Here is a 14,082-nt window from a genome sequence, read left to right as displayed (position 1 = left end):
CGGATGGCGCACGCGGCGTCACCCGGCATAAGCGCCCCCTACGGCCCCCTCAGCGTTTATGCCGCGCGGCGTACAGGCAGATCATCTCCATCGCCAGGGTGGCGCCGGCCAGGGCGGTGATTTCCGAGTTGTCGTAGGGCGGCGCCACCTCGACCACGTCCATGCCGACCAGGTTGATGCCGCGCAGGCCACGCAGGATTTCCAGCGCCTGATGGCTGGACAGCCCGCCACACACCGGCGTGCCGGTACCCGGAGCGAAGGCCGGGTCGAGGCAGTCGATGTCGAAGGTCAGGTACACCGGGTGGTCACCAACGCGGGCGCAGATCAGCTCGGCGATCTGCTCCGGCGTGCTGCGATTGACCTGCCGCGCATCCAGTACCTGAAAGCCCATCACGTCGTCGTTGGTGGTGCGCAGGCCGACCTGCACCGAGCGCGCCGGGTCGACCAGGCCGTCCCTGGCGGCGTGGTAGAACATGGTGCCGTGGTCGATGCGCGCGCCCTCCTCGTCCGGCCAGGTGTCGCTGTGCGCGTCGAAGTGGATCAGCGACAGGGGGCCGTGCTTCTTCGCATGGGCCTTGAGCAACGGGTAGCTGATGAAGTGATCGCCGCCCAGGGTGAGCATGGCGCAGCCGGCGGCGAGGATCTTGTCGGCATGCGCCTCGATGGCCGCCGGGGTGTCCTGCGGCGTGCCGTGGTCGAAATAGCAATCGCCGTAGTCGATGCAGGCGAGCAGGTCGAAGGGGTCGAACTCCCACGGATAGTGCCGGGCCCAGGCCGACTGGATCGAGGCGGCACGAATGGCGCGCGGGCCGAAGCGGCTGCCCGGACGGTTGGTGGTGGCGGTGTCGAACGGCACGCCGCTGACCACCAGGTCGACGCCGCGCAGGTCGCGGGTATAGCGGCGGCGCATGAAGCTGGTGATGCCGGCATAGGTCGGCTCGGCCGCGGTGCCGTAGAGGCTGTCACGGGTCATCGCCTGGTCGTTATCGAAGGCTTGATCCATGGTCGAATGCTCACTGCTGTCAGAACGAGCCGCTCAATGCCGGAGCGGCCATACGGCGGGTCAGTACTGGCTGCGGAAGGCCGTCCACAGGCGGGTGCGCTGGCGCATCTCGCGCAGTGGCAGGGTCTGTTCGGCGAACAGTTTTTCGCGGGTGGCGGCAGCCGGGTAGATGTCCGGGTCACCGCTCACCGCCGCATCCAGCAGCGGCGTGGCGGCGCGGTTGGCATTGGCGAAGAACAGCGAGTTGGTCAGCTCGGCAATGGCCTCGGGCTGCAGCATGAAATCGATGAACGCCCGCGCGGCTTGCGGGTGCGGCGCGCCCACCGGGATGGCCAGGGTGTCGAACCAGATCAGTGTGCCTTCGCGGGGAATCCGGTAGACCACCGAGAACGGCTGCTCGGCCTCGACGGCGCGGGCGGCGGCCATGCCGGCGTCGCCGGTGTAGGTCAGCGCCAGGCAGATCTCGCCCTTGGCCAGGTCGTCGATCTGCCGACTCTGGCCGATGTAGCGCAGGTTCGGCTGCAGCTGCACCAGCAGCGCCTTGGCCGCTTCACGATCGGCTTCGGCGGTGCTGTAGGGGTTCTTGCCCAGGTAGTTGAGGGCAACGGCGATCACCTCCTGCGGCGAGTCGAGCACGCTGATCCCGCAGTCCTTGAGCTTGCTCGCGTACTCGGGTTTGAACAGCAGGTCGAGGCTGTCCAGCGCTACGCCGGGCAGGCGCTTTTCCACCGCTTCCTTGTTCAGCCCCAGGCCAACGGTGCCCCAGGTGTAGGGCACACCGTGGACGTTGCCGGGGTCGACGCCAGCCAGCTTGGCCAGCAGCTCGGGGTCGAGGTTATTACGGTTGCCCAGCTCACCCAGCGGCTGCAACGCCTTGGCCTCGATGGCCCGGGCCAGCACGCTGGACGAGGGAAACACCACGTCGTAGCCGCTGTCGCCGGTGAGCAGCTTGCTCTCCAGCACCTCGACGCTGTCGAAGGTGTCGTACTTGACCCGGATGCCGGTCTCGGCCTGGAAGCGCTTGAGCGCCTCCACCGGCACGTAATCGGCCCAGTTGTAGAGGTTGAGGACTTTCTCTTCGGCCTGCAGCGGCAGGGCGAACGCGAAGACCAACAAGCTTGCAGCAAGACGCATGGTGCGGCTCCTCGGCAGTACGGTTGACCGTGCCTCTCTGGCGGAGGCTGGGAATGGCGTCATCCTGCGCCGGCCGTTGCTTCGGATAAATACGAAGTGATCTACTCTGGCATCGATATTCATCAATGTTTGGAGCCAAGATGCTCAGCCAGGTGCGCGACCTCGATCTGCAATTGCTGCGCCTGTTCGTCTGCGTGGTGGAGAGCGGCGGCTTCAGTGCCGCCCAGGGCGAGCTGGGCATCGGCCAGTCGACCATCAGCACGCAGATGGCCAAGCTGGAGACGCGCCTGGGCTTTCGCCTGTGCGAGCGCGGCAAGGCCGGCTTCAGCCTGACGCCCAAGGGCGAGCAGGTGCTGGCCGCCACGCGCAAGCTGTTCGGTGCCATCGAGACCTTCAAGGGCGAGGCCCAGGGCATGGCCGACAAGCTGCTCGGCGAGCTCAGCATCGGCCTCTCCGAATCCCTCGACGCCGGCGTGCTGCAGCGAGTCGCCGCCGCCATCGGGCGCTTTCGCCAACGCAACCAGGCGGTGCAGATCGAACTGATCAGCGCCACCCCGGCCGAGCTGGAGCGGCGTCTGCTGCAGGACCAGCTGCACCTGGCCATCGGCTATTTTTCCGGCAATCAGACGGCGCTGGAACATCAGCCGCTATTCGACGAACAGCAGTCGCTGTACTGCGCCCAGGGTCATCCCCTGTTCACACGGGCACGGGTGAGCCGCGCCGACCTCGATGCCTGCGACCGGGTGCTGCATCCGTACCGTTTCATCAGCCTCGACGAGCCCTACCAGGGCTGCCCGAGCAGCGCCCGCTGCGAGCAGGTGGAAGGCAGCCTGGCGTTCATCCTCTCGGGCGCACACATCGGCTACCTGCCGCAGCACGTCGCCGCGCCGTGGGTCGCCAACGGGCTGTTACGCGCCCTGCTGCCGGACGAGGTCAGTTTCGCCGTGCAGTTCCGCCTCACCCGCCACCGCGGACGCCAGCCCAGTGAGGCGCAGCAGGCCCTACAAGCGGACCTGCTGGCGAGTTTTGCCGACTAGCCAAGCGAGGCTCAGTGGCGCGGGCGCTGCTCGCCACGGCCACGCTGACGCAGGCGCGAAGCCAGCGCATCGAGGGCATGCAGGGCGTGGTGGATGTCGTCGTGAATCGAACGCGGCGCGATGGCTGCGGCGGATGAAGCGCCGAGGTCCTCGGCTTCGAGCTGGTAACGCGGGTCGAACGGGTTGAACCTATCCATGACCAATTCCTCACGAATCGTGGCCGGTGCGGTGTGCACAGGCGCAGTCGGGCAGTGACGGGCATCGGGGGATTGTTCTTGTTCGGCCAGCGTGCCGCCGGTTGATGACACTCGTGCAGGCACGTCGCTGCGCGAGGTCGGCGGGTCGCGCCGCCTGTGGTCAATTTCTGCGCAATCGCCGCAGCGGTCAACCCGGCGAAATGTCGCAGGTCGGCAAAGTGGCGCGGTAGAGCGGCGGGCGTATTCGGCAGGGCGCACTATAGTGTTCCAACCAGCCCATTCACCCAGCCATTCAGGAGTCACCATGAGCAAGGTTTACAACGTCGCGGTTCTCGTCGGCAGCCTGCGCAAGGCCTCGATCAACCGCAAGCTGGCCGAGGCCCTGGCGCAACTGGCACCGCCCTCGCTGAAGCTGCAGATCGTCGAGATCGGCGACCTGCCGCTGTACAACGAGGATATCGACGCCGGCTCACCGCCCGCGGCCTACAGTGCCTTCCGTGACCAACTGAAAGCCGCCGACGCGGTGCTGTTCGTCACCCCCGAATACAACCGCTCGGTGCCCGGCGCCCTGAAGAACGCCATCGATGTCGGTTCGCGCCCCTATGGCCAGAGCGCCTTCGGCAGCAAGCCCGGGGCGGTGCTCAGTGCCTCGCCCGGCGCCATCGGCGGGTTCGGCGCCAACCACCACCTGCGTCAGTCGCTGGTGTTCCTCGACATCCCCGTGCTGCAGCAGCCGGAAGCCTACCTCGGCGGCGCCGGCAACTTCTTCGACGACGGCGGCAAGCTCAATGACGGCATCAAGGGCTTCCTGCAGAAATTCATCGACGCCTACGCCGCCTGGGTCGAGCAGCACGCCAAGGGCTGATCGCCTCCCGCTTCAACGAAAAGGCCGGGATCATCCCGGCCTTTGCGTTCCCCGTTGCAACGACAGCCTAAAGCACGCGCCCGTCACGCCATCAGCAGGGGCGGCATCGGGCAATCGATGATGTCCGCCACCGCGCGCATCAACTCGGCCTCGGTGACGCGGATCTGCCCGTCGTGCACCACGCAGGCCGCCATCGCCGCGAGCAGCAGCGGCTTCTGCAGCGGCGCGATAGCGGCGAGGCGGGTCAGGGCCGCATCCAGTCCGCGTGCGCCGCGATTGCCGTCATCGAGCAGTTCCAAGCCCTCGAAAGGCAGCGCCGCGCAAGCCCGGGCAAACGCCTCGCGCGCCTGCTGCGCATCGTCATGCCCGGCACGCGCCAGCGCCGAGAGCAGCAGCGCAACATCGTCCATCAGCTCGACCAGGTGGTACTTGCTCGGCACCCGCTTCGGCCCTTCGACATTGCGCTCGACGATGCGCAGCAGGGTCCACTCCAGCAGCTCGACCTTGTTGTCAGCCTTGATCAGCAACAGCAGCCGGCGCTTCATCGCCGCGAACTCGTCACGGCTCAGCTGCTTGAGTGCCGGCATGGCCAGTTCCAGCAGCGGCAGGCGCAGGTCCGGGGCGAGGCCGACCAGTGTGCCGCGCAGCGATTCGAGCACACCGAATAGCGCCGGCTCGACGTCCGGGCGCAGTAGCGAGAGCTGGTGCGCCTGGGCGTCCTCGGCACGCGCCAGCAGCAGGCCGTAGACCAGCGCCTGGGCACCGATGGCGCTGTGCGCGGCACTGCGCAGGGCAGCTGGCAACTTGTGCAGGGTCTGCTGCGCCTGACGCAGGTGCGCCGGCTGCGGATCGCCGATGGCGGCAATGGCGTGTTCGGCGTCAATGGCCGCGAAGTTCGCCACCACCGTAATGCCTGGTGTGCCGCGCAGCGGGTCGAGGGTGACCGGCTCCGAGTTCTCGAACAGCGAGGCGACACTGACCTGCGGGTACTCGCCGTCCCAGCCCGGCTCGATGCGGCGGATACGCTCCGCCAGCGGCGGATGCGTGGCCATCATCCCCGACACCGCGCGGCTGACGCCCGCGCCGAAGTACAGGTGGCTGAATTCGGCGGCGTGGCTGGCGCGCAGCTGCGAGCCGAGGCTGTGGCCGCCGATCTTCTTCAGCGCGCCGGCGATGCTGTCCGGGTTGCGGGTGAACTGCACTGCCGAGGCGTCGGCGAGGAACTCGCGCTGACGGCTGACCGCGGCCTTGATCAGGCCGCCGAAGAAGGTCCCGGCGTAGCCGACCACCAGCAGCACCAGGCCGATCAGGATGGTCGCGCTGACACCGCTGCTGTCGCGGCTGGAACGCGAACTGCTGCGGCTGCTCCCTCCAGTGTGGCGCAGCAGCACCTCGCCGATCAGGCCGAGCAGGAGAATGCCGTGCAACACCGAGACCAGGCGGATGTTGAGGCGCATGTCGCCGTTGAAGATGTGGCTGAACTCGTGGGCGATCACCCCCTGCAGCTCTTCGCGCGACAAGGTGGTGATGGCGCCGCGGGTGATGCCGATCACCGCGTCTTGCGGCGTCAGGCCGGCGGCGAAGGCGTTGATCGACAGGTCATCGAGCACGTACACCGGCGGCACCGGCGTGCCCGAGGCGATGGCCATTTCCTCGACCACGTTGAGCAGACGGCGCTCCTCCAGGCTCTGCGCATCGAGGTTGATCAGCCGTCCGCCGAGGCGCTCGGCCACCGTCTTGCCACCGCCGCCGAGCTGGGCACTCTTGAACAGGCTGCCGAGGATCACCACAGCAATCACGCCCAGCGCCACGTACAGCACCAGCCGTATCTGTGCGTGCTCAGGGTCGACGAAAACCGACAGGCCGGTGAAGTTGAGCACCACGATCAGTGCCACGCAGGTGATGGTGATCAGGCTGAGCACCGCCAGCGCCATCAGCAGCACCAGGCGGCCGGAGATGCGTTTGGCGCGGTCCTGTTGTTCGAAGAAGTTCATTGCGCGATCCGGCGGTTAGAACGAAACCTTGGGCACGTCCTGAATCTGCGCGGTGTCGGCGAATTCCAGCAGGCTGGCGTCCTGGCTGTGGCCGAAGAAGTTGGCCAGCGCCACCGGCGGGAAGCTCTGCTTGTAAGTGTTGTAGGCCATCACCGCATCGTTGAACGCCTGGCGGGCAAAGGCCACCTTGTTCTCGGTGCTGGTCAGCTCCTCGCTGAGCTGCTGCATGTTCTGCGAGGCCTTGAGGTCCGGGTAGGCCTCCATGGTCACGTTGAGGCGGCCCATGGCCGAGGCCAGCACGCCTTCGGCACCGGCCAGCTGGGCCATGCTCTGCGGGTTGCCCGGCTGCGCGGCAGCGGCCTTGAGGCCGGCGGCGGCGCCGTTGCGCGCGGCGATCACCGCTTCCAGGGTGTCGCGCTCGTGGGCCATGTAGGCCTTCGCGGTTTCCACCAGGTTGGGGATCAGGTCATAGCGGCGCTTGAGCTGCACCTCGATCTGCGCGAAGGCGTTCTGGAAGCGGTTACGCAGGCTCACCAGCTTGTTGTAGATGCCGATGACATAGACCACCAGCAGCGCGAGGATGACCAGAATGACGATGGAGGAAACAGCCATGACGATGTCCTTATCGGAATGCGAAGGGAGCGCCGATGGTAACGGAAAATCGCCACTCGGAGCGTGACCGGCACACGCCCGTTCAAGCCGACCTGGAATCGCCACGCCGGCCTCTGACGGAAGGCCACGGCGAGCGAAGCGCCCGCGCAGACGCCTGCCCGCAATGCAACGCCAGGGCCGCCGGGATCTGACACCTAATTACCGTTGAACCTTTGCTTATTCCATCCGGTCGGTTCTACAGGCTTGTCGACATCCCTCGCCTCAGGTGAAGCGGTTATCGGCAGGCACGTCACGCGCCCACCACGCCACCCTACACAGGAGCGAGCGCCATGCCGAACCTGGCCCGCATCCATGAGCCGTCCCTCGCCGACCTGGAGCGGCTGCTGAGCCGTTTCCGCCAGGTCCGCGCGGCTTCGGAACGGCTCTGCGAACCGCTGGAAACCGAGGACTACGGCATCCAGAGCATGCCCGACGTGAGCCCGCCGAAATGGCACCTGGCACACGTCAGCTGGTTCTTCGAGGCGTTCCTCCTGCAGCCCTACCTGCGCGGCTACCGCCCGCTGGATACGCGCTACGACCACCTGTTCAACTCCTACTACCAGACCCACGGCACGCCCTTTCCACGCGCCCAGCGCGGCCTGCTCTCGCGCCCGACCGTGGCCGAGGTGTACAGCTACCGCGCGCATGTCGACCTGGCCATGGAAACCCTGCTGCAGCGACCGCCCGTCGAGCATGCAACGGAGATCGCCCGGCGCGTCGAACTCGGCCTGCATCACGAGCAGCAGCACCAGGAACTGCTGTTGATGGACATCAAGCACATCCTCGCGCAGAACCCGCTGCACCCGGTGTACCGCGCCGATCTGCGCCAGGCGCCAGCCCAGGCGGCGACGCCCTTGCGCTGGCACCGCTACCCCGGCGGCATGCGCCATGTCGGCCACAGTGGCGGCGAGTTCGCCTTCGATTGCGAGCAGCCGCGCCACCGTGTGTTCGTCGATGACTTCCAGCTGGCCAGCCGCCCGGTGAGCAACGCCGAGTACCGCGACTTCATCGCCGACGGCGGCTACCGCAACAGCGCGCTGTGGCTGGCCGATGGCTGGAGCCTGATCCAGCAGCTCGGCTGGCAGGCGCCGCTGTACTGGCAGCGTGACGGTGCCGAGTGGCAGGAATTCACCCTCGGCGGCCTGCGCGAACTGGACCCGCAGGCACCGGTCTGCCACCTCAGCCACTTCGAGGCCGACGCCTTCGCCGCCTGGGCCGGCGCACGCCTGCCCACCGAACAGGAGTGGGAAGTGGCAGCGCAGGACGAGCCGCTGTGGGGCAACTTCGTCGAAGCCGACCACCTGCAGCCAATGGCTGCCGAGACCGGCAGCGAAGGCCCGGCGCAGCTGTTCGGCGATGTCTGGGAATGGACCGGCAGCGCCTACCGCCCCTACCCCGGCTTCAAGACCCTCGACGGCAGCCTGGGCGAGTACAACGGCAAGTTCATGTCCGGGCAGATGGTCTTGCGCGGCGGCTGTTGCGCGACCCCGGAAGAGCACATCCGCAGCACCTACCGCAATTTCTTCTACCCCTCCATGCGCTGGCAGTTCGCTGGTGTGCGCCTGGCCAAGGAGCTCTGAACATGGCGTTGGCAATCCGTTTCCACGAGCAGTATCAGCCCGACCACAGCGCCTCGCTGCGCAGCGAAAGCCTGGCCGGTTTCGCCGCCGAGCAGAAGTCCATCTCGCCGAAGTTCTTCTACGACCGGCGCGGCTCCGAGCTGTTCGAGCAGATCTGCCAGCAGCCCGAGTACTACCCCACGCGCACCGAGGAGATGATCCTGCGCCTGGCCCGCCAGCAGATCGCCGAACTGGCCGGGCGCGACGCCAGCCTGGTCGAACTCGGCAGCGGCGCCAGCCGCAAGGTGCGCCTGCTGCTCGAAGCGCTGCACCCGAGCAGCTACCTGGGCATCGACATCTCCCGCGACTTCCTGCTCAGCAGCACCCATCGCCTGGCCGCCGACTACCCGTGGCTCGACGTGCATGCCGCCTGCGCCGATTTCAGCCAGCCGATGCAGCTGCCCGAGGAGGCCCTGGGCGAACACCCGCTGGCGTTCTTCCCCGGTTCCAGCATCGGCAACTTCGACCCGCAGCAGGCCCTGGCCTTCCTGCGCAACCTGCATGAGGCGCTGCCCAGCGGTGCCGGCCTGCTGATCGGCGTCGACCTGGTCAAGGACAGCGACGTGCTGGAGCGCGCCTACAACGACCAGGCCGGGGTCACCGCGGCGTTCAACCTCAACCTGATCGAGCGCATCCGCAACGAACTGGACAGCGACATCGACCCGGCCCGCTTCAGCCATCGTGCCTTCTTCAACAAGGCCGAGTCGCGCATCGAGATGCACCTGGTCAGCCGTGAGGCACAGCAGGTGCGGATCGAGGACCAGTACTTCGATTTCGATGCCGGCGAGAGCCTGCACACCGAGAACTCCTACAAGTACACCCCGGCCAGTTTCCGCGACCTGGCCGGCCAGGCCGGCTTCGGCGCGGTGGCCATGTGGATGGACCCGGCGCGGCTGTTCAGCGTGCACTACCTGCAGCGCGAATAGCCTGAACGAAGCAAAACCAGCGGCGGTCACAGCCCTCACAACCTGTTCGCACCGCCAGGTTCGCAACAGGCCGAACTGAGCCCGCCGCGACCCACAGCGTCGTGCCCGCATTCATCGCCAAGGAGGCCGCACGTGCTGTCGCGCATCGTCCTGACCACCCTGTTCATCGTCGCCAGCTCCCTCGCCCAGGGCGAGACCGCCCCGCCCAGCGACGCCCTGCGCATCACCCAGCTGCAACGCTGTGGCGACCTGCTGCAACAGCACGCTCAGGACTTCTGCCTGAAAGCCCAGGGCGTGCAGGACGGCGACCTGCGGGTGCTGCTCGGCGGCACGCCGCTGGCCGCCGAACAGATCCGCCGCGACGGCCAGAGCCTGTTCCTGCACATCGAGGCGCAGCAGGCCAAGAGCGCGCCGCTGTGGCTGGAACAGGGCGAGCAGGCGAGCAATCCGGTGTGGTTGTCACTCAACCGCAGCCAGGTGCTGGCCGCCGGCCCCGATGAAGTGGCGAAGAACATGGACGGCCTGACCACCTACGTCGACCTGATCAGCCTGCTGATCGAGGAAAGCCACGACGGCCTCGAGGAGTCCCGGCGCCTGGCCGAGCGCTACGGTGCCCAGGTGGTTGGCGCGATTCCGCCGCTGAACATCTACCAGCTGCGCATCCCGGCGAAGAACCTGGTCGAGCGCGACGCGCTGATCCTGCGCCTGGGCAGCGAGGTCAGCGTCGACGCGGTGATCGTCGAGGAGTCGGCACCGGAGAAAGGTGAGGAAAGCGAGCGCGACAAGGTGCCGAGCAAGCCGAGCGAAGACGAGTGGGCGGCCAACCGCTTCATCGACGCAGTGAATTTCTACCAGCGGCGTATCCCGGCCAAGCAGTCGCCGATCGAGACCAAGCCGGTGCGCATCGGCGTGATCGAGCGCAACGTCGACTTCGACGCCCCCGACTTCGCCGACTACCTCGGCGCCTGCAACGGCGAACAACGCACCTGCCTCTACGCCCGCGATTCGGACAAGCCGGACAACCACGGCAGCACCGTCGCCGGCATCCTCGCCGCGCGCTGGGGCAAGGGCGGCAACACCGGTTTCCTGCGCGGCCTGGACAAGGCCGGGCCGGGCTTCGAGGTGATCGTCGAGCGCAACTCCGACGCTGGTATCACCGCCAACATCGCCGCCTCGGTGAACCTGGTCGAGGACGGCGTGCGGGTGCTCAACTGGAGCTGGGGCATCCACCGCGTCGGCGCCAAGAACATCGAGGGCGACGAGGTCGACTCGCTGGTGCGTTCGGGCATCGCCATGAGCGGCTACGAGGAGCTGCTCGAGGAATTCTTCCTCTGGCTGCGCCGCGAGCACCCGGACGTGGTGGTGGTGAATTCCGCCGGCAATGGTTCGTCGTTTTCCGGCAGCGACGAGTACCGCCTGCCCTCCTCGTTCATCACCGATCAGCTGTTCGTCGTCGGCGGCCACCAGCGCAGCCAGGAAGCCGGCGTCGGCATCGACGACCCGGACTACGTGATCAAACGCAGCTCGTCGAACATCGACATGCGCGTCGACATCACCGCCTCGGCCTGCGCCCGCGCCTCGACGCTCGAGGAGGACGAGGAAGGCGAAAGCCACTGCGGCACGTCGTACGCCACGCCGATGGTCACTGGCGTGATCGCGGCGATGCTGTCGATCAACCCGCGCCTGCAACCGGACCAACTGCGCATGCTGCTGCGGCGCAGCGCGATGACCATCGGCGGCGACTACGATTTCGAGCCGATGGACGCCGAAGATCTCACCGCGCCGATCCTGCCGTCGGAGCGCAACTACGAGCTGAACAACAAGGACGTCGGCCGCTCGGCACGCCTGGACATGCAGAAGGCCATCGACCTGGCCGTGCAGAGCCGCGACCGGGTGCGCTAGCAGGTTGCGTCGGGCGCCTGCTGAACGCCCCTGACAGGGAGCCTCGCGTCGGCTGCGCCCTGCGCACCGCCGCCCGTGTAGCGCCCGCATGTCAGCACCCAGCGCCGCTCGCTCTCCAGAAAATCAGCACAAAAAAGAAACCCGCCACATGGGCGGGTAAAGGGAGCATCACTGAATAAAACAGGCAGCGGGGGCTGCCAAAGTGCGCCATGTGGCGCGGAGCATTCGTGGCGCGGTGCGCCGGTGCTTCAGCCGCGGCCGAAGCGTTGTTGCCAGATCGACTTGCTGGCCGTGGCCACGTCGAGCGAGGTGTAGGGCCCGGAGCGCTGTACGCCCTCGACCACCACATACCAGCAGGCCAGATAGCCATCGGCGCGAAGCGGCGCGGGGACTGCGCTTCCGACCAGGGACATGATGTCGATTCGTGGCATGAGTCAGTACCTCCTGAAGGTGTGACCACTCTATGGCCGAGGCCGTTCGGGCGGAAATCAGGACGGCTGATAGTCGGTATGCCGGGTAGCGATGGCGGATACGCCGCGCGGTTTCGCGACTCGCCGGGCCGGGCAAAGCCGTGCCCAGTCGCTGGTATGACCGTAGGGTGCGCCGTGCGCACCAGCAACCCGCAGGTGGCCTCGGGTGCGCACGGCACACCCTACGTAGAGCACGAGGCGGCTTTCGCAAGGCGGATCCACGCGGGTTTCGCCCGCCATTACAACGCCGCTGCAGGTGCTCAGCTGCCGATCACGCCGCCGTCGTTCTTGGTGATCAGCACCGTGGTCGAGCGCGGGCGCGAGATGCCGTCGCTGGCCGGGAAGCTGATACCCGGGTGCTGGATGTTGGCCCACATCGCCTTGCCGTCCGGGCTCCAGGCCAGGCCGGTGACTTCGCAGCCGCGCGGGCCGACCAGGAAGCGGCGCACCTCGCGGGTCTGTGTGTCGGCGCAGAGCAGCTGGTTGCAGCCCATCGCCTGCATCGGCGCCTCGATGTCGTCGTAGTCGGTCTGGATCCACAGGCGCCCCGCTGCGTCGAACGCCAAGCCATCGGGCGAGGAGAACAGATCACCGTTGATGGTGCCGGTGAGGTGCGCCGGCACGGCTTGCCCCGCCGCATCGCGGGCGCCCTTGGCTTCACCGGCGAGCAGGAACAGCTCCCAGGTGAAGGCCGTCGCCGTGGGGTCAGCCTCTCGTTCGTTGAAGCGCAGGATCTGCCCGTGCAGGTTCTGCGGACGCGGGTTGGCCTTGTCCAGCGCCTGCTTGCTGCCGCGGCCGTCGTTGTTGGTCAGCGCCACGTAGACCTCGCGGGTCTGCGGGTTGACCGCCGCCCACTCCGGGCGGTCCATCGGCGTGGCGCCAGCCTGGTCGGCAGCGGCGCGGGCGTTGAGCAGCACCTCTTCCTGGTTGGCGAAACCGTTGGCCGCGGTCAGGCCGTTCTCGCCATGCACCAGCGCCAGCCACCGGCCGGCGCCGTCGGCATCGAAGCGCGCGACGTACAACGTGCCGTTGTCGAGCAAATCGCGGCTGGCCCTGGGGTTGGCCGCGTCGAAACGCCCGGCCGGGACGAACTTGTAGACGTACTCGCCCTTGGCGTCGTCGCCCGAGTAGAACGCCATGCGCCCGTCCTCGCCCAGCGCCAGTGCCGCGCATTCACGGCTGAAACGGCCGAAGGCGGTGCGTTTGATCGGCTGCGCCTGCGGGTCGAAGGGATCGATCTCGACCACCCAGCCGAAGCGATGCGGCTCGTTGACGTAGCCGCCGTGGGCCTGCGCCGCATCGGGGGTGGCGTCGAAGCGCGGGTCGGCGGTTTCCCAGGCGTAGTTCTTGCTCGTACCGCTGCTGGCCAGGCCGTAGCGCTTGTGCGACACACGCTGGGCATAGTCCGCCGTATCGCGGTTGATGAAGTAGTTGTGCCAGTTCTCCTCGCAGGTGAGGAAGGTGCCCCAGGGCGTGATGCCGGTGGCGCAGTTGTTCAGGGTGCCGAGCACTTCCAGGCCCTGCGGGTCGGCCACGGTCTGCATCGCCGCATGCCCGGCCAGCGGCCCGGCGATGCGCATGGCAGTGAACATGCTGATGCGCCGGTTGTAGGGCGAGTCCAGCACCCGCTGCCACTGGCCGTCGGCGCCCTGCTTCACCTCGATCACCGATACGCCATGCGCCGCCTGTTCCTTGCGCACTTCGTCGAGTGGCCGCGGACGGCTCTGGTCGATCTGCCCGGAGGGGTGCAGCGGCGGGTTGACGTACTCGTGGTTCATCACCAGCAAGCCACGATCGCGCTCACCGGGGAAGGCGAAGAAATCCATGCCGTCATGGTTGTCGCCGGCCTGCTTGAGCTGCGCCTGCCAATCATCGCTGGCGTCCGGGTTCCATGCGGGGGCGCCACCTTCCACCGGGTCGCCCCAGGAGAAGAACGGCGTGGCGCGATAACCCTCGGCGACCAGCACGCGGTCGAACTGCGGGTCGATCTGCACCGGCACGCCCTTGAAGCCGAGCAGCGGGCTGGCCGTGGCGCGGCTGCAGGCGCCGATGCCACCGGCGAAGAAGCCCAGTGCGGCGAGGGTCAGGCCGCCCTTGAGCACGTTGCGCCGCGCCGGGTCGACCAGCTGGTCCAGGGCACGGTTGGCGCTGGGGTTGATGGCGATGTCGTCGTGGGCTTCCAGGCTGCGGTGAAAACGGCTGTGGTCGTTGCTCATCACGGGGTCTCGGTTTGGCGGATCTTGGTGCCCGAAGTACGTCCGGGTCGTGTCGTCATGGCGCTGCC

At 67.4% G+C, this 14,082-nt stretch carries 12 protein-coding genes; 5 read left to right on the top strand and 7 right to left on the bottom strand.

Annotated elements, in window-relative coordinates:
• Positions 1–49: 49 nt before the first annotated feature.
• On the bottom strand, positions 50–1,003 hold the full coding sequence (speB, locus tag IB229_RS11950; protein ID WP_192328894.1) for an agmatinase: 954 nt from the start codon (positions 1,001–1,003) through the stop codon (positions 50–52).
• A 60-nt stretch (positions 1,004–1,063) separates the two neighbouring features.
• Positions 1,064–2,137, bottom strand: a complete 1,074-nt coding sequence (locus IB229_RS11945) for a polyamine ABC transporter substrate-binding protein (RefSeq protein WP_192328891.1) — start codon at positions 2,135–2,137, stop codon at positions 1,064–1,066.
• Positions 2,138–2,277: 140 nt separating this feature from the next.
• Between IB229_RS11945 and IB229_RS11940 the strand changes: the two genes are divergently transcribed.
• Positions 2,278–3,174 carry a LysR family transcriptional regulator gene (locus tag IB229_RS11940; RefSeq protein WP_192329392.1) on the top strand — a complete coding sequence of 299 codons (897 nt, stop codon included), beginning with the start codon at positions 2,278–2,280 and terminating at the stop codon, positions 3,172–3,174.
• An 11-nt stretch (positions 3,175–3,185) separates the two neighbouring features.
• Here the strand turns inward: IB229_RS11940 and IB229_RS11935 are convergent, their stop codons facing one another.
• On the bottom strand, positions 3,186–3,371 hold the full coding sequence (locus IB229_RS11935; RefSeq protein WP_192328888.1) for a hypothetical protein: 186 nt from the start codon (positions 3,369–3,371) through the stop codon (positions 3,186–3,188).
• A gap of 304 nt (positions 3,372–3,675) precedes the next feature.
• Between IB229_RS11935 and IB229_RS11930 the strand changes: the two genes are divergently transcribed.
• A complete protein-coding gene (locus IB229_RS11930; protein ID WP_192328885.1) occupies positions 3,676–4,236 on the top strand; it encodes an NADPH-dependent FMN reductase in 561 nt (186 codons plus the stop codon).
• A gap of 83 nt (positions 4,237–4,319) precedes the next feature.
• On the opposite strand, the gene IB229_RS11925 is transcribed toward IB229_RS11930, so the two are convergent.
• Both IB229_RS11925 and IB229_RS11920 read right to left on the bottom strand, forming a co-directional pair.
• Positions 4,320–6,230, bottom strand: a complete 1,911-nt coding sequence (locus IB229_RS11925) for a M48 family metallopeptidase (protein WP_192328882.1) — start codon at positions 6,228–6,230, stop codon at positions 4,320–4,322.
• Between the two features lie 15 nt (positions 6,231–6,245).
• Complete coding sequence (locus IB229_RS11920) at positions 6,246–6,842, bottom strand: LemA family protein (RefSeq protein ID WP_192328879.1); 597 nt, start codon at positions 6,840–6,842, stop codon at positions 6,246–6,248.
• Between the two features lie 329 nt (positions 6,843–7,171).
• Here IB229_RS11920 and egtB point away from each other — a divergent pair, with 329 nt between their 5' ends.
• The 3 genes from egtB to IB229_RS11905 all read left to right on the top strand — a co-directional run bounded on the left by egtB (position 7,172) and on the right by IB229_RS11905 (position 11,328).
• Positions 7,172–8,461 (top strand): ergothioneine biosynthesis protein EgtB, encoded by a 1,290-nt coding sequence (gene egtB, locus IB229_RS11915; protein ID WP_192328876.1) that lies wholly within the window; start codon positions 7,172–7,174, stop codon positions 8,459–8,461.
• A 2-nt stretch (positions 8,462–8,463) separates the two neighbouring features.
• Positions 8,464–9,426, top strand: coding sequence for an L-histidine N(alpha)-methyltransferase (gene egtD, locus IB229_RS11910; protein ID WP_192328873.1), 963 nt, complete (start codon positions 8,464–8,466; stop codon positions 9,424–9,426).
• Between the two features lie 132 nt (positions 9,427–9,558).
• Positions 9,559–11,328, top strand: coding sequence for a S8/S53 family peptidase (locus IB229_RS11905; RefSeq protein WP_412547777.1), 1,770 nt, complete (start codon positions 9,559–9,561; stop codon positions 11,326–11,328).
• A gap of 248 nt (positions 11,329–11,576) precedes the next feature.
• On the opposite strand, the gene IB229_RS11900 is transcribed toward IB229_RS11905, so the two are convergent.
• Positions 11,577–11,759, bottom strand: a complete 183-nt coding sequence (locus tag IB229_RS11900) for a hypothetical protein (protein WP_192328870.1) — start codon at positions 11,757–11,759, stop codon at positions 11,577–11,579.
• A gap of 299 nt (positions 11,760–12,058) precedes the next feature.
• On the bottom strand, positions 12,059–14,014 hold the full coding sequence (locus tag IB229_RS11895; RefSeq protein ID WP_192328867.1) for a PhoX family protein: 1,956 nt from the start codon (positions 14,012–14,014) through the stop codon (positions 12,059–12,061).
• Positions 14,015–14,082: the final 68 nt, after the last annotated feature.

The sequence above is a fragment of the Pseudomonas sp. PDM14 genome, from assembly GCF_014851905.1.
Classification (GTDB): domain Bacteria; phylum Pseudomonadota; class Gammaproteobacteria; order Pseudomonadales; family Pseudomonadaceae; genus Aquipseudomonas.
This window is presented reverse-complemented; position numbering and strand designations above follow the sequence as displayed.